Annotated in this window: 23 protein-coding genes; 8 read left to right on the top strand and 15 right to left on the bottom strand. The window is 63.9% G+C overall.

The window, feature by feature from the left end:
* Nucleotides 1-9: 9 nt before the first annotated feature.
* Genes QM588_RS01790 through QM588_RS01800 form a run of 3 tightly spaced genes read right to left on the bottom strand, consistent with a single transcriptional unit; the run spans nucleotide 10 to nucleotide 4,228 of the window.
* On the bottom strand, nucleotides 10-2,379 hold the full coding sequence (locus QM588_RS01790) for a lysylphosphatidylglycerol synthase transmembrane domain-containing protein (protein ID WP_283311059.1): 2,370 nt from the start codon (nucleotides 2,377-2,379) through the stop codon (nucleotides 10-12).
* A 9-nt stretch (nucleotides 2,380-2,388) separates the two neighbouring features.
* Nucleotides 2,389-2,976: a GNAT family N-acetyltransferase gene (locus QM588_RS01795; protein WP_222090522.1), complete on the bottom strand. Its 588-nt coding sequence runs from the start codon at nucleotides 2,974-2,976 to the stop codon at nucleotides 2,389-2,391.
* Entirely contained in the window at nucleotides 2,945-4,228 is a 1,284-nt protein-coding gene (locus QM588_RS01800) for an MFS transporter (protein WP_283311062.1), read from the bottom strand. The genes QM588_RS01795 and QM588_RS01800 overlap by 32 nt, the downstream gene beginning before the upstream one ends.
* A gap of 87 nt (nucleotides 4,229-4,315) precedes the next feature.
* Between QM588_RS01800 and QM588_RS01805 the strand changes: the two genes are divergently transcribed.
* Together QM588_RS01805 and QM588_RS01810 are read left to right on the top strand one after the other, a co-directional pair.
* Complete coding sequence (locus QM588_RS01805) at nucleotides 4,316-4,630, top strand: ArsR/SmtB family transcription factor (RefSeq protein WP_283311063.1); 315 nt, start codon at nucleotides 4,316-4,318, stop codon at nucleotides 4,628-4,630.
* A 33-nt stretch (nucleotides 4,631-4,663) separates the two neighbouring features.
* Nucleotides 4,664-5,833 carry a macrolide family glycosyltransferase gene (locus QM588_RS01810; protein WP_283311064.1) on the top strand — a complete coding sequence of 390 codons (1,170 nt, stop codon included), beginning with the start codon at nucleotides 4,664-4,666 and terminating at the stop codon, nucleotides 5,831-5,833.
* On the opposite strand, the gene QM588_RS01815 is transcribed toward QM588_RS01810, so the two are convergent.
* From QM588_RS01815 to QM588_RS01845, 7 genes are all read right to left on the bottom strand, one after another.
* Nucleotides 5,826-6,284, bottom strand: coding sequence for a hypothetical protein (locus QM588_RS01815; protein ID WP_283311066.1), 459 nt, complete (start codon nucleotides 6,282-6,284; stop codon nucleotides 5,826-5,828). The two genes, QM588_RS01810 and QM588_RS01815, sit on opposite strands and share 8 nt — an antisense overlap.
* A gap of 74 nt (nucleotides 6,285-6,358) precedes the next feature.
* Nucleotides 6,359-6,682: a hypothetical protein gene (locus QM588_RS01820; RefSeq protein WP_032369979.1), complete on the bottom strand. Its 324-nt coding sequence runs from the start codon at nucleotides 6,680-6,682 to the stop codon at nucleotides 6,359-6,361.
* A 58-nt stretch (nucleotides 6,683-6,740) separates the two neighbouring features.
* Nucleotides 6,741-7,484: an AIM24 family protein gene (locus QM588_RS01825; RefSeq protein WP_032369978.1), complete on the bottom strand. Its 744-nt coding sequence runs from the start codon at nucleotides 7,482-7,484 to the stop codon at nucleotides 6,741-6,743.
* Nucleotides 7,485-7,493: 9 nt separating this feature from the next.
* The gene (locus tag QM588_RS01830) at nucleotides 7,494-8,171 is read right to left on the bottom strand and encodes an AIM24 family protein (protein WP_027495162.1); all 678 of its coding nucleotides are present in this window, start codon (nucleotides 8,169-8,171) and stop codon (nucleotides 7,494-7,496) included.
* 1 nt (nucleotide 8,172) lies between these two features.
* Nucleotides 8,173-8,781 (bottom strand): AIM24 family protein, encoded by a 609-nt coding sequence (locus QM588_RS01835; RefSeq protein ID WP_027495163.1) that lies wholly within the window; start codon nucleotides 8,779-8,781, stop codon nucleotides 8,173-8,175.
* A gap of 76 nt (nucleotides 8,782-8,857) precedes the next feature.
* Entirely contained in the window at nucleotides 8,858-9,532 is a 675-nt protein-coding gene (locus QM588_RS01840) for a response regulator (RefSeq protein WP_283311071.1), read from the bottom strand.
* A complete protein-coding gene (locus QM588_RS01845) occupies nucleotides 9,529-11,157 on the bottom strand; it encodes a sensor histidine kinase (RefSeq protein ID WP_283311073.1) in 1,629 nt (542 codons plus the stop codon). Before QM588_RS01845 ends, QM588_RS01840 begins: the two co-directional genes overlap by 4 nt.
* 104 nt (nucleotides 11,158-11,261) lie before the next feature.
* Between QM588_RS01845 and QM588_RS01850 the strand changes: the two genes are divergently transcribed.
* Genes QM588_RS01850 through QM588_RS01865 form a run of 4 tightly spaced genes read left to right on the top strand, consistent with a single transcriptional unit; the run spans nucleotide 11,262 to nucleotide 14,681 of the window.
* On the top strand, nucleotides 11,262-12,242 hold the full coding sequence (locus tag QM588_RS01850; RefSeq protein WP_283311075.1) for a Bug family tripartite tricarboxylate transporter substrate binding protein: 981 nt from the start codon (nucleotides 11,262-11,264) through the stop codon (nucleotides 12,240-12,242).
* The gene (locus QM588_RS01855; RefSeq protein ID WP_037172412.1) at nucleotides 12,239-12,778 is read left to right on the top strand and encodes a tripartite tricarboxylate transporter TctB family protein; all 540 of its coding nucleotides are present in this window, start codon (nucleotides 12,239-12,241) and stop codon (nucleotides 12,776-12,778) included. The genes QM588_RS01850 and QM588_RS01855 overlap by 4 nt, the downstream gene beginning before the upstream one ends.
* On the top strand, nucleotides 12,778-14,295 hold the full coding sequence (locus QM588_RS01860) for a tripartite tricarboxylate transporter permease (RefSeq protein WP_283311077.1): 1,518 nt from the start codon (nucleotides 12,778-12,780) through the stop codon (nucleotides 14,293-14,295). Before QM588_RS01855 ends, QM588_RS01860 begins: the two co-directional genes overlap by 1 nt.
* A complete protein-coding gene (locus QM588_RS01865; protein WP_283311078.1) occupies nucleotides 14,292-14,681 on the top strand; it encodes a universal stress protein in 390 nt (129 codons plus the stop codon). Before QM588_RS01860 ends, QM588_RS01865 begins: the two co-directional genes overlap by 4 nt.
* 63 nt (nucleotides 14,682-14,744) lie before the next feature.
* Here QM588_RS01865 and QM588_RS01870 read toward each other — a convergent pair whose 3' ends face one another.
* On the bottom strand, nucleotides 14,745-15,722 hold the full coding sequence (locus QM588_RS01870; RefSeq protein ID WP_032368006.1) for an LLM class F420-dependent oxidoreductase: 978 nt from the start codon (nucleotides 15,720-15,722) through the stop codon (nucleotides 14,745-14,747).
* 59 nt (nucleotides 15,723-15,781) lie between these two features.
* Between QM588_RS01870 and QM588_RS01875 the strand changes: the two genes are divergently transcribed.
* Nucleotides 15,782-16,159, top strand: a complete 378-nt coding sequence (locus QM588_RS01875; RefSeq protein WP_283311080.1) for a VOC family protein — start codon at nucleotides 15,782-15,784, stop codon at nucleotides 16,157-16,159.
* A gap of 6 nt (nucleotides 16,160-16,165) precedes the next feature.
* Here QM588_RS01875 and QM588_RS01880 read toward each other — a convergent pair whose 3' ends face one another.
* The 3 genes from QM588_RS01880 to QM588_RS01890 are packed head-to-tail and all read right to left on the bottom strand — an operon-like array spanning nucleotide 16,166 to nucleotide 19,255.
* On the bottom strand, nucleotides 16,166-17,275 hold the full coding sequence (locus QM588_RS01880) for a S1C family serine protease (RefSeq protein ID WP_283311082.1): 1,110 nt from the start codon (nucleotides 17,273-17,275) through the stop codon (nucleotides 16,166-16,168).
* Nucleotides 17,276-17,313: 38 nt separating this feature from the next.
* Nucleotides 17,314-18,858 (bottom strand): metallophosphoesterase, encoded by a 1,545-nt coding sequence (locus QM588_RS01885; RefSeq protein WP_283311084.1) that lies wholly within the window; start codon nucleotides 18,856-18,858, stop codon nucleotides 17,314-17,316.
* Between the two features lie 10 nt (nucleotides 18,859-18,868).
* Nucleotides 18,869-19,255, bottom strand: a complete 387-nt coding sequence (locus QM588_RS01890) for a hypothetical protein (protein ID WP_283311086.1) — start codon at nucleotides 19,253-19,255, stop codon at nucleotides 18,869-18,871.
* Between the two features lie 34 nt (nucleotides 19,256-19,289).
* On the opposite strand from QM588_RS01890, the gene QM588_RS01895 reads away from it, so the two are divergent.
* Nucleotides 19,290-20,123 carry a DUF72 domain-containing protein gene (locus tag QM588_RS01895; RefSeq protein WP_283311088.1) on the top strand — a complete coding sequence of 278 codons (834 nt, stop codon included), beginning with the start codon at nucleotides 19,290-19,292 and terminating at the stop codon, nucleotides 20,121-20,123.
* Nucleotides 20,124-20,171: 48 nt separating this feature from the next.
* On the opposite strand, the gene QM588_RS01900 is transcribed toward QM588_RS01895, so the two are convergent.
* Nucleotides 20,172-20,972, bottom strand: a complete 801-nt coding sequence (locus QM588_RS01900; protein WP_283311089.1) for an IclR family transcriptional regulator — start codon at nucleotides 20,970-20,972, stop codon at nucleotides 20,172-20,174.
* Between the last annotated feature and the right edge of the window lie 30 nt (nucleotides 20,973-21,002).

Genomic DNA, 21,002 nt, shown 5'->3' on the forward strand with positions numbered 1-21,002 from the left:
TGCAGCCGTTCAGACCATGTCGTGCTTGGTGAGCCAGCGCAACGTCGGCCAGCCGAGAAACACCGGTAACCAGCAGGTCAGTACGCGGTAGAGCAGCACGGACGGGACTGCGATGGACGCGGGGAGACCGAACGCGGCAAGCCCACCGATGAGGGCGGCTTCCACGGCCCCCACACCGCCCGGCGTCGGGGCGGCCGAGGCCAATGTGCCACCGATCATCGTCACCACTGTCACCGTCACGAACGTCGTTCCGCCGCCGAACGCTTCGATACTCGCCCACAGGGCGAGCGCAGCACCCAAAGTGGTTGCGGCACAACCGAGGATGATGATCGAGAACCGTTTCGGGTCGCGGGCGAGTTCGCCGAGCTCGGTGAGTACTTCGGCAACCTGGGGCCGCACGGCCACTTTGAGCCACAATCGCAGCTTGGGTACGAACATGAAGGTCCCCACGACCCCGAAAGCTACGCCGGCGATGAGGTAGAGCACGGTGTTGCCCGGCACCATGTTCGACAGCCCCGACGACGTTCCGGCGACGACACTGAAGAAGATCAGCAGGCTGACATGGGTGATCACCTGAACCGACTGTTGCAGTGCCACAGCGGCCGTCGCACGGACGGTACCCAATCCGCCCTTCTGCAGAAAGCGGACGCTCAGAGCCAGACCGCCGACGCCCGCGGGTGTCGTGGTCGCGGCAAAAGTATTCGCCACCTGCATGATGGTCAGATTTCTGAAGCTGACCTTGCCGAATGCGCACGCCCACAGTGCGGCGCCGGCACCGATGTAGGTCAGGGCGGAGACGGCCAGACCGAGCAGTGCCCACCACCAGTCGACCGAGCCCAATTCGACGACGAACGCGGGAACTGCACTGATGAACGGGTATGCGACATAGACCAATCCGATCAGCAACACGAGCGAGATGATCTGATTGCGGGTGAATCGAGTGACCTGCTCGGCCTCGATGCTCGCGGCACCGGTCTGATCGAGCACTTCGAGCCGGACGGACTTCATCGTCTTCCCTGCATCGGCAACCGACTGGCGAACCCGAAGGGGGATGGCGGACTTGGTCAATCGACCGGAAGCCGCGATCACGACGTCGATTCCCAGTACCTCGACGGCCGTGGCCACGGCTCGGTGTGAGCCGAAAAGGTCTGCGGTGGTGAGCAACAGCTGTGCGACGTCGGATTGCATCTGAGCGTCCGATGCGCCGAGTTCCGCGTGCCCGAAACCGCAGAACAACGCCGCACCGTCGTGGATTCGAAGCTCACCGCGATGCAGGTCACCGTGCGAGATCTGGTTCTCGTGCAACGTGTTCAAAGCCGACCACAGAGCCCTGAGCGCAGCGTCGTCGAGCTCGGCCTCGATGGGGTCGCCGATGGGCTGGCTGTGTGCGTACAACGTCCAGCCGCGGTCGAGTGCTGCCACCGCCAACGGGTCGCTGCCTGCGGCGTTCACACCCTTGATGGCCAAGCCCATCAACGCGCGGTGCTCGACGGCGCGGCGCATGGACGCGTGCAACGGCGCTGTCTCGCTGCCGCGTCGGGTGATCCATCGCCAGAACTGGCGTAGCGCACCGCCACTGCGCTGGTTCTGCCCGTAGAGCTCGACCACCACATCGGCGTCCGGGGTGTGTGCGTTCAGCACCAACGGGCCCGGGCCTGCGGGTCGCACGACGGTGAAGCCGCGGACGTCGACGCCCCGGCTGCGGAACAGGCGCACGGCCGCGTCGAGAGGAACCTCCAGTGCAGGGGTACCGACCAGCAGCACGATGATCGCACCGACGAGCCAACCGACGGCCAGCCCGAGCAGCGAACGGGCCGGGACCACCGTGGACACCACCAGGTGTATCGGTACGAATGCGAGCAACAGTGCCCACCATGCTCGACGCCACCGCGCGGGCAAGCCCGGGCCGGACACCGTGAGCGCCGCGGCGAGCATGGCGATCCAGCGCGAATCGTCGAGGAATTGCGACAGGAACGTGTCGAGCCGGTCGGGCACGTCCAGATCCCACGTCGGAGTCGAGATTCCGGTACCGGTGATGGACAGAGCCAGCGCGGCGATCAGCGCTGCCGCCGCGTACCCGGCCAACAGTTTCCATTTGCGTCCGGCGATCAGCCCGATCAACACTCCGAACGGGAGGGCGAGGATCGCGACGCCGTAGACGATGTAGACGGCGTTGGACTGATCGGGGCTGAGCACGCCGACGATGTTGGACACCGATTGTTCGAGTGCGTCCCACTGATTTCGGGTGATGAGCGAGCCGGCGATGACCAGGCTCAAGAACACCGAGGCGGCAACGACCCGAATGATGTCACTGGTTCTTCTCACCAGCGGCTGCAGCAGGTTTCCCGCTACGGGAACGTCCCGCCCATCCACGCGCATGGGCTCAACTTACCGTGCGGTACGCCGACGGAGTTCGTTGCGCACGGCGGGCCATTCGGATTCGATGATCGAGAACACGACGGTGTCGCGCAGTGAACCGTCGGCCATGCGTTGGTGATTGCGCAGAATTCCGTCCTGCTTGGCTCCGAGTTTCGCGATGGCCGTCCGCGATTGGAGGTTCATCCAGTGGGTGCGGAATTCCACCGCGATACAACCTAGTTCCTCGAAGGCGTGCGTCAGCAACAGCAGTTTGCTCGACGCGTTGGTGCCGGTTCCGTGGGCGGAGCGCGCATTCCAGGTGTATCCGATTTCGACGCGGCGGTTGTTCGCGTCGACGTTGCAGAAGGTCGTCGCGCCGAGGATCTGTCCGGTGTCGTTGCGCCGCAGAGTGAATGGAAGCATGGTTCCCGCGTCGAGCAGTCCCAGCCGGCGATCGATCTCGGCGGCCATGTCTTCCGGTTTCGGAACGCTCGTGTACCAGAGTTTCCAGAGCTCGCCGTCGCGGGCGGCATCGCACAGCCCCTCGAGGTGATCGCGGCTCAGCGGCTCGAGGGTCACGAGGTCGTCAGTGAGGGTCACCGGTTGCAGAAAGGACATTGGCCGACGATACGTCCCGGCGTGGTGTTCGCAACAGCGAGAAGATCACCGTCGAGGTCACGACGAGAGCTACGACGACGACGGAGACGACCTCGGTGAAGGCGTGTGCGTAGGCGTCGGCAAATCCGGGGCGTCCGGCTGCTGCGGCGTCGGCGTCGGCTCGGTCGGGGACCTCGCCGCGGACCAGGACAGTCAGCAACCAGGCATATCCGGCCACCATGAGAGCCTCGCTGCCGATGCGAAACAGGTTCAACACGCCCGCCGCGGTACCGCTCCTGTGCGGCGGCACAGCGGCCAGTGCCGCGCCGTCCACCAAGCCGATCGGGAGCCCGAATCCGAGCCCCAACGCGATCATCGGGACCACGACGGCACCGAGCGGGACACCTGGTTGCAGCGCCAGCATGCCCAGATTGCCGAAGACGAGGCAGCCGAGGCTGACCAGCACGACCCGAGTGGGGGTGACGGCGTCGAACGCGCGGCTCAGGCGGGCAACGGTCAGCGGAGCGGCCAGAACGGGGACGGTCATCGCGAGCATGAACACTCCGGCAAGCCCCGGCGTCAGCGACGCGACGGCGCTCAGCGCAGCGGGTAGATACGTGAGCAGCGTGACGAATCCGATGGCCCCGGCCACCGGAACGAGGCACAGGGCGAGGAATCTGCGGTTGCGCAGTAACGAGAAATCGAGCAGGCGGTGCGCCGTGGATTCCGTTCGCAGAGCCGGCAGAGCCAGGGTGCCGATGGCCGCCGCAGCCAGGACGACCGCCTGTGCGGCGAACACGCCCCGCCACTCGAACGCCGCGACGAGCAGCCCGGAAATGGTGGGCCCGAGTGCCAGACCGAGACCGTTCACGGTGCCGAACAGTGCGAACGCGGTTGCTCTGGCCGCGCCGTGGAAGTGAAGCGAGAGAATGGAAGTGGAGCCCACCAGAACCGCTGCGGCTCCGATGCCCGCGAACACCCGCGCCACATCGAGCAGGTACAACGACGGCGCGACGGCGCTGACCGCACTCGCGACGGCCGTCAACACGACCCCGATGCGGAACGACGTGCGGTGACCGATCCTGTCCGACACCGCGCCCCAGACCACGGTGAACAGCGCGAATGCGAGGTTGAAACCGTTGACGACCCACTGCAGAGGCGTCGGATCGGTGCCGAGGTCGCCGGCAATGACCGGAAGGGCGATTGCAGTGCCCGAGATCGACATCGGTACGACGAACTGGGCCGCGAATACGACCGGTAGCACTGCCTTCATGTGGCCCCCTGAATCATAGGTACGATGGTTTTCGTACTAGACCAGTTTTCAAGGTACGGCGCAAGTCGTACCTCATAGGAGGTGTGCATGGCAGACAAGGACGGGCATCCCGAGCCCGAGGAAATGCAACTGGGTGCGGTGCTGTCCGCGCTGGCGGACCCGTTGCGTCGCCAGGTGGTCACCGAACTCGTCGGTGACGACGACGGAGCCGAGCGAACGTGTATGTCGTTCGAGCTGGGTGTCACCAAATCGACTCTCACGCACCACTTTCGAGTGCTACGTGAGGCAGGTCTGGTGTTCCAGGTCGACCGCGGAAACAGTCGTAAAGTGACGCTGCGCCGCCACGAGCTCGAGGATCGGTTCCCCGGTCTGCTCGATCTGATCGCCAACGAAAATCCCTAGCCCTGCGCCCTGTCCGCGTCCTACGGTGGCGACATGCACATCGCGATGATCGGCACGACGGCACCGAGTCACATCTACCCCTCGCTCGCCGTCGTCGCCGAATTGGTCCGCCGCGGGCATCGTGTCACCTATGCCGTCGGTGAGTCGTTGCGGCACGTGGTCGAACCCGCCGGTGTCGAGGTGGTGGCGTTCCCGTCGATTCTTCCCGACGGGGAGGGCTCCTGGCCGGACGACCCGGCGTCGGCGATGCAGGTGTTCCTCGACGAAGCGATTGCGTCCTTTCCCGTGCTCACCGCGTTCTACGACGACGATCAGCCGAATGTGATCCTCTACGACATCGGCGGCCTGTCCGCTCCCGTCCTCGGCGTCCGGTACGGAGTGCCGGCCGTACAGCTCTCCCCCACATACGTCGCCTGGGACGGCTACGTCGAGGATCTCGGTGATGGAATCACCTCTATCCGTGAGTCGACAAGCGGCGTTGCGTATCGCGATACCTATGCAACCTGGTTGCGAGAGAACAACATCGACGCCGACCCCTGGGAGTGGATCACGTACCCGGCGCACTGCCTGTCGTTGATCCCGAAAGTGATGCAGCCGAACGCCGATCGGGTTCCGAGTTCGGTGCAGTTCGTCGGCCCGTGTCTCGATCCGGTGCGCCTGCACGACCGATCGTGGTCCGCGCCCGAGGGGTCCGTCCTCTACGTATCGTTCGGCACCGGGTACAACGAACGCCCAGACTTCTACCTGCTGTGCATCGAGACGTTCGCGAACACGGACTGGCACGTGGTGATCTCCATCGGCCGACGCGTCGACCCCACTGTGCTCGGGGAGCTACCCGCAAATATCGAGGTACACGAACACGTTCCGCAGCTCGCGGTACTCGATGCCGCCACTGTGTTCGTCACCCACGCCGGAATGGGCGGGTGCACCGAAGCCCTGTGGTTCGGCGTACCGACAGTTGCCCTACCGCAGGCGGTCGACCAGTTCGGCAACGCCGCGATGCTCGCCGAACTCGGCGTCGGAGTGCACGTCGATTTCGACGAGGTGACGGCGACGGGACTGCTCGACGCCGTCGAACAGGCCCGTGGACTCGCGCCGCGCGCACGTGAGATCAGCGCAGAGGTACGCGCGCACGGCGGCGTGGAGCACGCTGTGAATGCCATCGAGACATTCGGCGTCGATGCTGTCGGAACGGCTATGTAGCCCGGGTCGTCAGTTCCTCGAACGTCTCGGCGTACGTGTCTCGGACCTGATCCCAGGAGGCCGTCATGTCCACACTCTCCGGACCGGCGATCGGCAGCGCATAGCCGTACTGCGAGCGCGGCACCGGGCTACCGGGCAGAACGAGTACCTGCGTGAACGCTGCAGAGTCAGGATTGAACGTCAGAGTGTGCGAGGCGACGTTGCGGCCCCAATCCTCCGACGGCCACGACAGGAAGATCACGTGCCGAGGACTCTCGGCGGGGTCGGTGTACGAGACATAGCTGCCGTAATGATCTTCTCCCGGAGACATGATCTTGTACGCGCCGTTGTCGGTGTAGATCAACAACGCCTCGGCGAACGGCTTCTGATCGAACAGTGCGGTGTACCTCAGCGCCTGAACGAACACGGGCCGACCCAACGGAATCGAGATTGCATCTTGCTGTGTGGTCACGAGAATCAAAGGTACCGACGTCGAGAATCCGGTGCAGCCAGCCGCGCTGACGAGCGCGGTCAGCTGCACCCGATTCAGTCCTCCAGAACGCTGACGCTCACGCCGTAGGGCAGGAAACGAACCCGTCGACGCGGGTCGGTGTTGTCCTTGTGTGCCCGCAGCGCATCGAGTTCGGTGGCGTAGAGCTGATCGATCTGCGCCGAGCCGGCATCGTCGACGCTGTAGATCGCCCAGACGCCATCACCCTTCTGGCCTGTGGTTTCCGGCTCGGGCGGGGCTTTGGGTGCTCCCGTATTGGCGAACAGCGAGCCGACGACCTCGCGCAGGCCCTCGGTTGCTTCACGCGCGAACTTGTCGAAGTCGTCGGATCCGAATCCGAAGGGTCCCTGGTTGGCCATGGCGCTACCTCCTGAGTGAAACTCCAGTATGCGCGCCTTCTTCCGAACGGACGAGAAGCTACTGCTGTAGCCGGGCCCCGATGGTGTTGTGCAGTGCCCGCAGTGAGTTCTGGCCGAGCGAGACCGTCTGCGATTCGATGTGCCGCAACAGATGGGTGTCGTTCAGAACCTTTTCGCTCGACTGGATCAGCACCGTGCCGGCGCCGGTGAAATCGAACTGACGCTCTTCCCCACTGTTGGCCCCGAGGAATCCGCGTGCTGCGCCGAGGAAGTTCTGCATCCAGTCCGCGTCGAAGTGATGCGAGGGTGACGGGCAATCCGCCCAACCGACAAGCGCTTCCGGGTCGATCCGCAGCGGCGGCTCGGCGAACATGACCGTGCCGTTGGAGGAGGCGAGGAACTTGCCGGTACCGAGCAGGGTCAGGAAGCCGGGCACGATGGACTGTTTGAGGTCCAGAGTGGGCTCGAACGCCAGCAGATTCGCGGCTCGGATCGTCAGGTTGCCGTCGTCGAGGTCGTAGCTGTTGATGTTGAATCCGCGATCGCCGAGGATCAGCTTGCCCTGGCCCTGCGCCAGCACCCAGTCGTTCGAGTACAGCGGAGACGAGAAGCGCGCGGCGACGATGGCGGGCATCGACGTCTGCCCGAGCGGTTCGAAGCGAATGTTGCCGTAGTACGCGATCATCGCGCCCTTCGACGTGAACCACGGCTGGCCTGCGAGTTCGACGCAGAACGCGTAGTCGTTGCCGGGCACGTTGTCGTTGACCGGCAGGGTGTACGGGGTGTGAATCTCCAAACTCATTGCCGCTCCCTAGAACTTCTGCTCGGACGCCTGCACCCACACGGTGCCCATGCCGGTCATCTTCAACTGGATCGCCTCGCCGCTGCCCTTGCCGACGGCGTCACGCCACCCGACATTGGCGGAGATGTCGACGTTGATGTTGCCGATGTGGCACACGTACGCCTGCGGATCGACCACGACCATGGGGTTGTTGGGCCCGACCTGCAGTGGAGTCGCGCCGCCGTGCGACAGGACCGCGACGCTGCCCTGACCGGTGAGTTGCGTCGTGAACAGACCCTGCCCGGTCATGGCACCGCGCACTGCTCCGCGAACGCCGCCCTGGGAGGTGAGGGCAACGATGGAACTCTGCAGGTAGCCGTCGTGCACCAGCAGGCGATCGGCTTCGACGGTGAGCATGGACGAGCCGTCGAGATGAATCACTTCGACGTACAGCCCGGCGTGGCCGTAGAAGACCTCGCCCTGACCCTCGGCGGCCATCATCGCCACATGCTCGCCTGCCATCATGCGCCCGGCCATCCCTGCGACACCGCTCATGCCGGGCATGGCACCTGCGCCGCCGCCCATGGAATGCGGGACGAACCGGACATCGCCGGTGTAGTAGAGCATCGATCCGCGCCGAGCCAGCACACTCTGATTCGGTGCCAGAACGGATTTGACGACTTTGCTGTTGACGAGTTCGAGTGGCACGTCAGCGCTCCTCGGGTTGGATGTAGACGACGCCCTGGCCGTCGAAGCGGAGGGAGAACGCCTCGCCGCTGCCGCCGCCGATGGCGGAGCGCCACGTGACGTCGGTGACGAAGCTCTGGTTGAGCTGTCCTCGATGCGCGACGAATGCGTCGGGGTCGACGACGAGCGGATACTGCGGATCGACGGCGAGCGCGATGATCGGCCCACCCTTCGACAGCAATGCCACCGTCCCCGAGCCGCTGACGACGGTGGTGAAAAGCCCCTGCCCCGACGTCGCACCACGAAGGCCGGAGAACTTCACGTCCGTCTTCAATTGACCTGTGAGAGCCAGCAATTGAGACGATTCGACGTGCAGGTTGTCGCCCTGGACCTCCACGAGCGTGATGTCCTGGGCGTCGACTGCGAAGTACACGGTGCCTTTGCCGGACACGTCCATCAGCGACAACGACTCGCCGGTCACCTTCTGTTTGAGCGCGGCGCGGAAACCGCCGCCACCGCCCATCCCGGCGCTCTTGAAAGCAACATCGCCCTCGTAGGCCACCATCGAACCCGACATCGCGCGCAGGGAGTCGCCGGTCAGGTCTGCGACCAAGACACGGTGCCCGTTCATCCTCAGCTGAGCCACGGGGGAACTATGCCACTGCTCACGCCGTCGTGGCTACTGCTGGAGGTATGCCGGCGTGCCACTATCGACGGCGATACAGCCGTTCGGGTCGCCCGGCCCTGCCGTACTGCAGCCGGATATCGAGAATCTCGTGTGTCAGGTAATGCTCGAGGTATCTGCGTGCACTCACGCGCGAAATCCCGACGAGATCGGCACATTCACTCGCCGACAATTCGGTTCCCGGCGTGATGACGTCGAGCACCGACTTCCCTGTCTCGGCGGACATTCCCTTCGGCAACTGCACGCGTTCGGCGGCGGCGGTTCCACGACCGAACAGAGCGTCGACGACACCCTGGTCGAGCCGATCCGTGGACAGAGCCTTCCGGCGCGCCAGAAACGCGTCGAGCTTGTCTCTCAGGTTCACGTACTCGAACGGTTTGATGAGGTAGTCCGTGGCACCACCGGTCAGCGCGGCATTGACGGTATCCAATTCGCGAGCGGCGGTGATCATGATGACGCCTACGGCGTTGTTCTGCGCGCGTAACGTTCGGAGGACGTCGAGCCCAGATGCATCCGGAAGATGGACGTCGAGCAAAATCAGATCCGGCTGTAGTTCGGCAATGGCAGTGAGTGCTTCCGCTGCAGTACGAGCTACACCCACTGCCCTGAAGCCGTCTGTCCGGTCCACGAAGCGACGATGAATGTCGGCCACCATGAAGTCGTCGTCGACCACGAGGACGGTCGTCGATGCGGTCATCGTTCTCCTGTGCTCTCTCGCTCCGGCAACGGGATTCGCACCCGGAATCTGGCGCCCCCGGTAGCGGCGTCGTCCACCATCGCTGTTCCGCCGTGTTGCGTACTGACCAATCGGACCAGAGCGAGACCGATTCCGCGCCCGCCGGGTTGGTCGGGTTTCGAGGTCACTCCCCGTGAGAACACGGATTGTCGCATGTGTTCCGGCACCCCTCGGCCCGAGTCGGTGACATCGATGACCAACTCGTCTGTGTCGTCGATGACGACCGTGATGGCACGCTCGCCGCATTCGCGCGATGCGTCGAGTGCGTTGTCCACCAGATTGCCCACCACCGTGATCACGTCCGTCGACATCGCGGGGTCGAGCGGTCTCAGGTTGGATGCGGGGTCGAGAGTCAGGCGCACACCGATTTCTGCGGCCAACGACGTCTTCGCAATGAGTAGCGCTGCCACCGCTGGATCGTGGATGTGTGCGGTGATCGATTCGCTGATCTCCGCGCGCCTACGGGTGAGGGTGCCGACGAGGGCTGTCACCTCGTCGTAACTGCCCAATTGGGCCAAGCCGGAAATGGTATGGAGTTGATTGGCGAATTCGTGAGTCTGGGCGCGGAGCGTGTCGGTGACACTGCGGTGTGACGTCAGCTGACTCTGCATCGACGCGAGCTCGGTGCTGTCACGCATCGTGGTGACGGTGCCGATGTGTTGTCCGCGGCTGGTGGCGGTGCGGCGGTTGAGTGCGAGCACCCTGTGCGCGGTCGTGACGATGAAGTCCGCCACCTCTCCGTCGGACTTCAGAACGTCCAGTACCCCGTCGTCGATGCCGACGTGGTCCACCTGCTTGCCGACCACGGTGGGATCGAGCCCGAGAAGTGTGCATGCGCTGTCGTTGATCACGGTGATGGTGCCGTCGTTTCCGATGGCGATCACCCCCTCACGGATACTGTGCAACAACGCTTCTCGATGGTCGGCGAGGCTGGCGATCTCTGCTGTCTCCAGGCCGAACGTGTGTCGCCGTATCCGGCGAGAGAGCAACCACGACCCCACGGCACCCAGACCGGCACCGATTGCCAGGTACAGAATCAATCTCGCTCCGGACTCGGACAACAGCGTCCACGTAGACGGGTAGCGCTCCGCCACGGTCACGATGGCGAGCACCGAACCATCGGGTGCCAGGACGGGGACGTGGCCGGCAATGGACCGGATGCCCGCAGCTTCGATGTCACCCGACCACCCGCGGCCGTCGAGGACGTCGCTGTCCCCCAGGGCGGCTGAGCTACCGATTCGGGTGGGATCGGTGGACACGATCACAGCACCGTCGGTGGACACTATTTCTGCCAGCGATGCGCCGGAGAGCGCGACCGCCCGATCTACGTCGGGTGCGAGCACTCGTTCGACCAATGGCGCGTCCAGCTGATCACGAACGACGGGAGTCGACGCCAGATTCTCGGCAACGGAAAGCATCCGAGCTCCGCGCAGGTCGCGAAATTCGTCGGTGGACTGCTCTATCGATATCGCGGCGACGGCACCGAGTACGAGGGCGAGGACGGCGAGCTGCAACACCAAGTACTGCCCGGCGAGGGTGAGGGTGTGTCGTCGGTTGACTGCTCGTCGACTCTGTCGTGACCACAAAGAACTTAACTTCCATTGGTTTCTCAAAAGTGACTCGCATCACGTTGGAATCGATACTTGCTACCGATCACAGTCTCACAGAGACCGAACCGAAACGAGGACCGATGCCCAGAAGGCTGACAGTGGTGTTGGCACTGATCCCACTGCTCGTGCTGGCGCTCGCATCATGTGGCGTCACCCGAGGCGACGAAGGCGAGGGGCTGCACCGCATCCGGATGATGGTGCCCAACAGTCCCGGTGGGGGTTACGACCTGACCGCGCGAACCGCAGTGAAGATCATGGAGGAAACCGACATCACCGGCCGCGTCGAGGTCTTCAACGTCATCGGAGCAGGCGGAACCGTTGCCATGGCTCGATTGATGAACGAGGCAGGCAACGACGACCTGATGATGATGATGGGACTCGGTGTCGTCGGCGCGATGTACACCAACGGCTCGACCGATCGAGTCTCCGACGCCACCCCGCTCGCCAAGATCGTCGAAGAACAAGAGGGAATTCTCGTCCCCGCGGATTCGCCGTTCCAGACCGTCGCCGACTTCGTCGAGGCGTGGAAGGCCGACCCGTCCTCGGTGACGATCGGCGGAGGATCCTCTCCGGGCGGGCCCGACCACCTGTTTCCGATGGAAACCGCGCGCACGGTGGGCGTGGATCCGACGGCCGTGAACTTCGTGTCCTACGACGGCGGCGGCGATCTGTTGACGGCCCTGCTGGGCAACAAGATCTCCGCGGGCACGTCGGGGCTGGGCGAGTACATCGATCAGATCGAGGCCGGACAGGTGCGAGTGCTGGCCGTGTCGGGAGCCGAGCGACTGCCCGGCATCGATGCACCGACCCTGACCGAAGCCGGTATCGATCTGCAGTTCACCAACTGGCGCGGTGTTCTCGCACCGCCCGGAACACCCGAAGACGTTCGTGCACAGATGGTTGCGGCGTTGACCGAGCTGCACGGCACCGAAGAATGGAAGGAAGCGCTCGTGACCAACGGATGGATCGACGCATTCGAGACCGGACCTGCTTTCGAGCAGTTCCTGCGAGATCAGGACGCCCGGGTCGAGTCGACACTCACAGAACTGGGACTCGTATGACCGCCACGGTCGACCGCACCGACGATAGCGGTGAGACTGGGTCGGAGAAGGTCGGTCCGGACCGCGCGCAGCTCCTGGTCTGCGCGGTACTACTGGTGGTCGGCGTATTCTTGATCGTCGACGCGCTTTCTCTCACAGCGGAATTCGCCAAGGTCGATCCCGTGGGTCCCAAGCTGATTCCCATCGTCGTGGGGATCGCGATGCTCGTCTGCTCCGTCTTGCTCGCCGTGGCAACCCTCAGGGGTAGCCGAGGTGAACAGGACGGTGGTGAAGACATCGACACCTCTACTCCGGCCGACTGGAAGACCGTCGGACTGCTCGTCGGGCTCTTCGTGGCAACGATCGTGCTGGTGGACACGCTGGGCTGGGTGATCGTCGGGGCGATGCTCTTCGGCGGGGCCGCAACGATTCTCGGCAATCGACACTGGATTCGTAACCTGGCCATCGGGCTCGTTCTCTCACTTCTGAGCTTCTATGCGTTCTACGTCGGGCTCGGGATACCGCTGCCTGCAGGCATTCTGGACGGAATACTCTGATGGACAATCTGAACTGGCTGATGCAAGGCTTCTCCGAAGCCGTCACCCCGATGAATCTGCTCTATGCGTGCATCGGAGTGCTGTTGGGCACCGCGGTGGGTGTACTGCCGGGAATCGGCCCGGCAATGACCGTCGCACTGCTCCTTCCGATCACCTACAACGTCAGTCCCAGTGCGGCATTCATCATGTTCGCCGGTATCTACTACGGCGGCATGTACGGCGGCTCGACCACATCGATCCTGCTCAACACTCCGGGCGAATCGTCGTCGGTGATCACCGCTATCGAAGGCAACAAGATGGCCAAGGCCGGGCGGGCCGCGCAAGCACTCGCCACGGCCGCCATCGGATCGTTCATCGCCGGATCGATCGGAACCATGCTTCTGGTGTTGTTCGCCCCCATCGTCTCGCGCTTCGCGGTGTCGTTGGGAGCGCCCTCGTACCTGGCAATCATGGTACTGGCCTTGGTCGCTGTGACTGCGGTACTCGGCAGCTCGAAATTGCGCGGATGCATCTCTCTGCTGCTGGGACTCGCCATCGGACTCGTGGGAATCGATTTCCTCACCGGCCAACCCCGGGCCACCTTCGGTGTCGCTCAACTTTCCGACGGAATCGACATCGTGGTCATCGCTGTCGCCGTATTCGCACTGGGCGAGGCCCTGTGGGTCGCTGCGCATCTGCGCCGCAAGCCGGCCGAGGTGATTCCCGTCGGGCGCCCATGGATGGGCAAGAGCGATTGGAAGCGATCGTGGAAGCCGTGGTTGCGCGGTACCGCATACGGATTCCCGTTCGGCGCGTTGCCCGCCGGCGGGGCGGAGCTGCCGACGTTCCTGTCGTACATCACCGAGAAGAAGCTGTCCAAGCATCCGGAGGAGTTCGGCAAGGGTGCCATCGAGGGTGTTGCAGGTCCAGAGGCAGCCAACAACGCTTCTGCGGCAGGCACTCTCGTGCCGATGCTGTCGTTGGGTCTGCCCACGAATGCCACTGCAGCAGTCATGCTCACCGCGTTCGTGTCATACGGAATTCAGCCCGGACCCACGTTGTTCGACAAAGAACCGCTGCTGATCTGGACGTTGATCGCGAGCTTGTTCATCGGTAACTTCCTGCTGCTCGTGCTCAACCTCCCGTTGGCACCATTGTGGGCGAAACTGCTGCGCACACCGCGGCCGTACCTGTATGCGGGAATTCTGTTCTTTGCCGTGCTGGGTGCCTACGCCGTCAATCTCCAGTGGCTCGATCTGGTACTGCTGCTGATCTTCGGATTGCTCGGACTGATGATGCGGCGCTTCGGACTACCCGTCCTGCCACTCATCATCGGTGTCATCCTCGGTCCACGGGTGGAGCGTCAACTGCGCCAGACGCTGCAGCTCGGCGGCGGCGAATGGAGCAGCGTCCTCTCCGAACCCATCGCCATCGTGGTCTACGTCGTCATCGTTGCGCTACTGGCTGCGCCGTTCGTGGCAAAGCTCGTACGGCCCCGTACTGCACCCACCCTCCAGAAGACGAAGGAAAATGCATGATCGTCGTCGGCTACACCCCTGACAAATTCGGTGCCGCGGCACTCGAGCACGGAATCGCCGAGGCCAAGTTCCGCAACACCGGCCTCAAGGTCGTCAACACCTCCACCGGCGACTCCTTGGCCGATCCGCGATTCGCGGATTCCGCGGCCGTGACGGAGTTGCACGCCACCCTCGATCGCTCCGGCGTCGAGTACGTCCTGGACCAGGCTGTGGTCCCGGATACCGTCGACGCACTGCTCACCGTCATGGACGGCGACGATGCCGACGTACTGGTCATCGGAATCAGACACCGGTCAGCAGTGGGCAAACTGCTGATGGGCAGCTCCGCCCAGCAGCTGCTGCTCTCGTGCCCCAAGCCGGTGCTGGCAGTCAAACCGCCTCGATAGCACCGGTTGGGTCCTGCTGTTGTCGCCTGCTCCGCCACACGTGCGGAGCAGGCGACAGCCTTTTCAGACGAGAGGCTTCAATGCCTTTCCTGCCAGCTCGACGGCTCCTGGCTGGTGCCCGTTGGTGATCAGGTTGATGATGACGCCGTCGATGCCCTGATCGAGGACGCGCTTCTGCACCTGCTCGGCAACATCGTCAGGGGTTCCGCAGAAGTGGCGATCGGTGGCCTTCGCCGCGTCCTCCTCGGACAGGTTCGTCAGATCGAGGCCCTGCTTCAGCACGAACTCGCGCTGCAATTCCTTGGCCTTGTCGCCGTCCTCGTCGATGATGACGAACGCGAGGAAGCTCGTTTCGAGATCCTTCGGGTCGCGGTCGACTTCCTCGCAGCGGGCCTGAACGGCCGCCATCTTGCGCGGCAATTCGTTTGCGTCGCAAATGATGTTGAGGTGATCGGCGAACTGAGCGGCCAGGCCGAAGGTCTTCTTCTCGCCACCGCCGCCCAGCATGATCGGCAGGTCGTCGCGAATACGCGGCTCGTTCATCGCGTTCTCGACCTGGTACCAGAGGCCGTCGAACGTGGGACGCTGGCCGCGCAACATGGGTTCGATGATCTGCAGGGCCTCGTCGAGACGCTCGAACCGATCAGTGAAGGTGCCGAATTCGAGTCCGAAGCTCTGGTGCTCGAGTTCGTACCAGCCGGCTCCGATGCCGAGGATCGCGCGACCGCCGCTGACGACGTCGAGCGTGGTGACGGTCTTGGCCAGGATCGCCGGATTGCGGTAGGTGTTTCCGGTGACCAGGGCGGAGAGCTGGATGGTGTCGGTGGCGGTCGCAAGGGCGGACAGCGCGGAGTAGGCCTCGAGCATGGGCTCGTCGGGCTTGCCGATTCCAGGGAGTTGGTAGAAGTGATCCATCACGAACGCGGTGTCGAACCCGGCCGCTTCGGCCTCGCGCGCCTGCGCGATGACCTGGGGAAAGAGTTCTGCGACCGAACCGTCGTAGCTGAAGTTGGGCATCTGGTAACCGAGGCGAATAGTCACGGAAGCCACGCTACTCGGATATCGGCCCATGGCACGTGAGAGAGCGCGATAATTCGTCCATGACCACCATCGATCTGGCCCGAGCACCGTTCTCCGGATTCGCCGTCGACGACCTGCCTGCGGCCCGCACGTTCTATGCCGACACCCTCGGTCTCGAGGTGACCGACAACGAGATGGGGATGCTCGAACTACACCTGGGAGCCGCGACGGTGCTGGTCTACCCTCGGCCCGGCCACGTGCCGGCGCACTACACAATCCTCAACTTCCCGGTGGTCGACATCGAGGCTGCAGTCGATGTGCTGACCGCAAAAGGTGTTGCGTTCCAACAGTATCCAGATATGGGGACCGACGACAAGGGAATCTTTCGACACGGTGGGCCGTTGATCGCCTGGTTCACAGATCCGGCGGGCAATGTGTTGTCGGTGTTGCAGGCCTGATCGCCCTCAGGCGCTCGGGGTTCCCTGGGCGAGAGTGACTGTGCTGGTGGTGGTTACGCCTGCATCGTCCACCCACTCCACGACGGCGGTATCGCCCGGGATGCGACCGACGAGTGCCTCCGACAGATCCGCGGAGGACTGCACGTCCGTTCCATCCAGCGAGACGATGATGTCTCCCGCCGACAAGCCGAGAATCTCCGCGGGAGAATCGGAGTTCACCGAGACGACGGCTGCACCCATCGCCGGTTTGTTCTCGAAGACCGACACGTCACGCACCGAGACCCCGAAGTACGGCGTCGGGCCCACATGTACTGTGCCGCCGGATCGCCCGGCCAGCACCTGATCGAGTACGGCAACCGCCTCGCCGATCGGGACGGCGTAGGCCTCGGGTGCCTGTGGCGGTGTGAACTCGGTGCCGTTGCGCGCCTCGTCCGACAGTCCGGCGGTGTTCACACCCACCACCCTGCCCCAGGCGTCGAACAGTGGCCCACCCGAATCTCCCGCTCGCACATCGGCATCGACGCGAATCATCTTGTCCAGCGTGTTACGTGAACCGTCCACCGAACTGCGAGTGCGCACCTGCTGATCGAGGGCGGTCACAGCACCGGGCGCCGGTACCAATACCCCTGCACCCGAAGCGTTCCCGATGGCAGTGACCGCATCACCCACGTCGGGAAGTGGGTCCGGGGCCAACTCGACCACTGGCAGGTTTGCCGCGGTGATCAATTGCACGACCGCCACGTCACGAGATTTGTCGTAACCCAGCACGGTGGCGTCGTAGATCAGTCCGTTGCCCATGTTCACTGCGCTGAGGTCGGCGGCGTTTTCGACGACGTGGAAGTTGGTGAGGACGATCCCGTCGGGGGCGACGACGAAGCCGGTGCCGGCAACTCCGGAGTAGCCGGCCGACGCCGTCAGGGTTACGACGGCCGGATCGACCCGAGCGGAGAGTTCGTCGAGCGTCAGCGGTGGTGGTTCGACGACCGGGGCAGCGGGGGGAACCGGTGCCGGCGCGGAAACGAAGTCTGCGGTTCCGGGATCGAGAGGTGGCGTCGCGAACAGCCACATACCGGCAGCGACCAGCGTCAGAACTACCGCTCGTCCACCCGACCGCATGGACATCGATTATGGCCCGGTGGAGTCCGCGGTGCCAGCTAGTTGGCCATCACGGCCCGGGGAACGTCGGCGCGCAACGTGAAGTCGGTGACGAACTCGCCGTCCTCGGGACCGTATCGGTTCTTGATGTCGTAGTTCTCGACGTCGAATGCGTCGAGCGAGGGCGAATGGGTGGTGACGGCCATGGAGCCACCGTCGACGTCGAACTGGAGCAGCCGTTGGAAGCCGGTACTTCGTTCCCCGTCGACCTCGAAGTACTGGTAGTCGGCCAGTAGCTGTACGACGGTACGGTCGCTGTCGCCGACATTCTCGTCGACCACGGCGAACTGGCCGTCCACGTGCCCGGACAGTACGAGGAACACCGACTCGTGGGGTACGACGAGTCGGTTCCAGATCTGTTGCCCCGAACTGGATCCGATGTCGCCGAACCCCATCAGCTTCTTCTCGCCGAGTTCGTCGAGGTAGTAGTGCGTGCCGATGACGACGTTGCGATCGGGGTTGTCGTCGAGAACTCGTTCGGCCCATTGCATGACCTTCTCCGGCGGGTTGTAGCCGATGAAGAGCATCAAGAATTTTGCGCCGGCGATGTCGACCAGATCGTAGTGCGCCGAATTGTCTTCTTCGGTGAACGATCCACCCCAATACGGCTGATCACGATAGCGCTGCGGGCCGAAGTACTCGTTGTAGAGCGCGTGATTCTTCTCGTGCTCACCCGGAACCAATTTGCCGGCGACGTTCCAGATGTTGTCGTGGTTGCCGGGCAACACGCCGTGTGCGATGCCCGCTTCCTCGAGGATGTTCATCGACTCGCTGGCTACCTCGAATTCCTTGCGGGCCTGCGTATCCGGGCGACCGGGGCTGATCCAGCTCTGAATGAGGTCGCCGGTGTGCATGCTGTAGTCGATCTTCAACTCGTCGGCGTTGTCGGCGGTCCACTGCGTCATCTCCGAGTACACGCCCGGGTCGTCGCGCGAGATGTACTGGGTGTCGGTGATGTGTTGGAGCGCGAAGTCGTAGGTGTCGGCGTTCGCGAAAGCCCTGTCCGGGGTGGAGTTGGTCTCGGCGAACGAACGATCCGCGCGAGGACTGTCGATGACGAGAACCTCGACAGTGCCGCTCTCACTGGCTACCTCCGCGCTGAGCTGGATCTCCCCGCCGGGTGTGGCAGGTGCTGCGGCCGCGAGTGCCGGGCCCCACTCGTCGGTCTTGTCGTTCCATACGTGCAACGCGAGATCGTTGGTGTTGACCGATCTACCCGACCAGGTGAGCGTCGTTCTCTGGGTCCCCGGTTGCACCGAGACGGTGTAGCGAAGATACGGAAACTCGTCCCACCCCGATGTCCGCACCTCGGAGGTCGATGATTCGACACCGACCTCGTGCGTCGTCGGATCCGACTCTGCAGCAACTCCCGCCACCATGGATGTCGTGATCGCGGCTGGTTCCGTCGTCAGCCCGACACCCGGTACCGCGGCGGCCTGGCGCGGCGTCGGCTGGTCGTGACGCTCGGCTGCTGCGTCGGCGCAGCTGACGGCGAGTAACGCGCAGACCAGCGCCAGGGAGCCGAAAGCCGATGGGCGCTGCATGCCATCGAGGCTACCGATACCAGCGCCAGAGCCGCGGCGTCGCGAGGACGAGGAGTATCGCGAGGGCCGTCACCACAGCCTGGCCGACGCGGCCGGCCGTCACGCCGACGGCCGAGTCGTGCGGTGGGTAATTCACCACGGCGTTGGCCGCCGCGTCGAGCAGCAGTGTGGTGGAACCGAGCAGCAGTCCGATCCTTCTGCGCTGCGCGATGAGAACCGCCGCGAGCGGATCGAGGACGACCAGTGCGACGAAGAACCATGCGATGACTGCGGGTACACCTGGATAGGGATCTCCGCCGCCGACGGCCAGTTGGACGAGATGCACGACCGTCCCGTAGGCGAACACGCCAGCGAACAGGAACGTCGGTATCCGGACGTGTCGTGGGGCGGATCGCACAAGGACGACGCTACTGCCCGTCTACAGTCCGCTCATGTCCGCGCAGCATCGCCCTCGGGTTCTGATCGGTATCTCCGGCTGGACGTACGCGCCGTGGCGAGGGGATTTCTACCCGAGCGGTCTCGCGCATCGCAGGGAACTCGGGTACGCGTCCGAGCACCTGACGTCGATCGAGATCAACGGCACGTTCTACGCGATGCAGAAGCCGTCGAGCTTCACCAAGTGGCACGACGAGACTCCCGACGACTTCGTGTTCTCCATCAAGGGTGGGCGGTACGTCACGCACATCAAGCGGCTCGTCGGTGTCGAGTCGGCATTGGCGAACTTCTTCGCCACCGGGGTCCTCACCCTCGGCGACAAGCTGGGGCCGTTCCTGTGGCAGCTCCCACCCAATCTCGAGTTCGACGCGCAGAAGATGGCGGACTTCTGCGCCCTGTTGCCCAGAACTGTTTCTGCTGCAATGACTTTGGCGGAGTCTCGGGACGACAAACTGGCCGAGGATCGAGTGCTGTTGCCGGCTGCGTCGTCTCGGCCACTGCGGCACTGTATCGAAGCCAGGCATGCAAGCTTCGCCTCCGACGAGGCAGTGGAACTGTTGCGCGAGAACGATATTGCGATCGTGGTTGCCGACACCGCCGGGAAGTACCCGTACATCGACACCCCAACAGCGGATTTCATGTACGCCCGGCTGCACGGGGACGAGGAGTTGTACGCCAGCGGCTACACCGACGAGGCCCTCGATCGCTGGGCCACCACGATCTCCGAGTGGACGTCGGCGGGCCGGGACGTCCACGTGTACTTCGACAACGACATCAAGGGCTACGCACCCTTCGACGCCATGAAACTCATCGAACGCGTCGGTAGGTGAGTATTCATCTCTCTAGGCTCGAAGCTAGAGGGATGAATACTCGTATAGCTACTGACTCGATGCAGGTAGAGCCTCTGCGACGCGTGAGAGGCTGCGCGCCGCCGCGAGAATCGTCTCCACCTTGTCCGCCAATGCGTCGCCCTCGAAGGTCTCCACGCGTCCACCGACGCTGATCGACGCCACGACCACTCCGTCGCGTCCGAGAATCGGTGCGCCCACTGCCGCGACGCCGGTCAAGTAGTCGGAGTTGCTCAGCGCATATCCCTGCGTCCGGATCCGGTCGAGATGATCCATCAACTGGTCGGGTGAGGTCAGTGTTCGGCTCGTGTATGCAGCAAGCTCTCCGCCGAGCCAGCGGTCGCGAATGCGAGCGGAGAACGCGAGCATCGCCATCGGCCCGGCCGTGGCGTGATACGGAAGAACGGATCCGATCGAAATACCCGCTACCACAAGCGGATTACTGCCCTCGTGGCGGTCGATGCACACTGCGCCCTCGTCAGCGGGAACCATCAGATAGGCGGTGTCGCCGAACTTTTCGGCGATCTCGGACAGGTACGGTTGGGCGGCGCCGCGGATATCGAGCTGTGTCAGCGCGGACGATCCGATCTCGAACACCGGCATGGCGATCCGGTACGAACCCTCCGCCGTTCTGTCCACCCAGCCGGCATGGATCAACGTCGTCATCAGACGATGCACGGTGGTCTTGTTCATTCGACTCGCCGTCGTCAGGTCGTTGAGCGTCCACACAGGATGCGTCGTGTCGAAATGGTCGAGCAGAGCGCATGCCTTCACGACGGCACCGACGATGTCGCGGCCGGCCTGAGCGTCGGACTCGGTGGGAACTGCCACGTGTTGTTCCTTCCGGTCGGGTGGAGCGTC

This window comes from Rhodococcus sp. IEGM 1354, assembly GCF_030056855.1.
In the GTDB taxonomy this organism is placed as follows: Bacteria; Actinomycetota; Actinomycetes; order Mycobacteriales; family Mycobacteriaceae; genus Rhodococcoides.

Bases quoted from the DNA above. Each gene is read 5' to 3' on its own strand.
- QM588_RS01895 (WP_283311088.1), top strand. From the start codon at position 19,290: ATGTCCGCGCAGCATCGCCCTCGGGTTCTGATCGGTATCTCCGGCTGG.
- QM588_RS01855 (WP_037172412.1), top strand. From the start codon at position 12,239: ATGACCGCCACGGTCGACCGCACCGACGATAGCGGTGAGACTGGGTCG.
- QM588_RS01840 (WP_283311071.1), bottom strand. From the start codon at position 9,532: ATGACCGCATCGACGACCGTCCTCGTGGTCGACGACGACTTCATGGTG.
- QM588_RS01825 (WP_032369978.1), bottom strand. From the start codon at position 7,484: ATGAGTTTGGAGATTCACACCCCGTACACCCTGCCGGTCAACGACAAC.
- QM588_RS01790 (WP_283311059.1), bottom strand. From the start codon at position 2,379: ATGCGCGTGGATGGGCGGGACGTTCCCGTAGCGGGAAACCTGCTGCAG.
- QM588_RS01795 (WP_222090522.1), bottom strand. From the start codon at position 2,976: ATGTCCTTTCTGCAACCGGTGACCCTCACTGACGACCTCGTGACCCTC.
- QM588_RS01835 (WP_027495163.1), bottom strand. From the start codon at position 8,781: ATGAACGGGCACCGTGTCTTGGTCGCAGACCTGACCGGCGACTCCCTG.
- QM588_RS01880 (WP_283311082.1), bottom strand. From the start codon at position 17,275: ATGCGGTCGGGTGGACGAGCGGTAGTTCTGACGCTGGTCGCTGCCGGT.
- QM588_RS01810 (WP_283311064.1), top strand. From the start codon at position 4,664: ATGCACATCGCGATGATCGGCACGACGGCACCGAGTCACATCTACCCC.
- QM588_RS01805 (WP_283311063.1), top strand. From the start codon at position 4,316: ATGGCAGACAAGGACGGGCATCCCGAGCCCGAGGAAATGCAACTGGGT.
- QM588_RS01860 (WP_283311077.1), top strand. From the start codon at position 12,778: ATGGACAATCTGAACTGGCTGATGCAAGGCTTCTCCGAAGCCGTCACC.
- QM588_RS01885 (WP_283311084.1), bottom strand. From the start codon at position 18,858: ATGCAGCGCCCATCGGCTTTCGGCTCCCTGGCGCTGGTCTGCGCGTTA.
- QM588_RS01875 (WP_283311080.1), top strand. From the start codon at position 15,782: ATGACCACCATCGATCTGGCCCGAGCACCGTTCTCCGGATTCGCCGTC.
- QM588_RS01800 (WP_283311062.1), bottom strand. From the start codon at position 4,228: ATGAAGGCAGTGCTACCGGTCGTATTCGCGGCCCAGTTCGTCGTACCG.
- QM588_RS01865 (WP_283311078.1), top strand. From the start codon at position 14,292: ATGATCGTCGTCGGCTACACCCCTGACAAATTCGGTGCCGCGGCACTC.
- QM588_RS01850 (WP_283311075.1), top strand. From the start codon at position 11,262: ATGCCCAGAAGGCTGACAGTGGTGTTGGCACTGATCCCACTGCTCGTG.
- QM588_RS01820 (WP_032369979.1), bottom strand. From the start codon at position 6,682: ATGGCCAACCAGGGACCCTTCGGATTCGGATCCGACGACTTCGACAAG.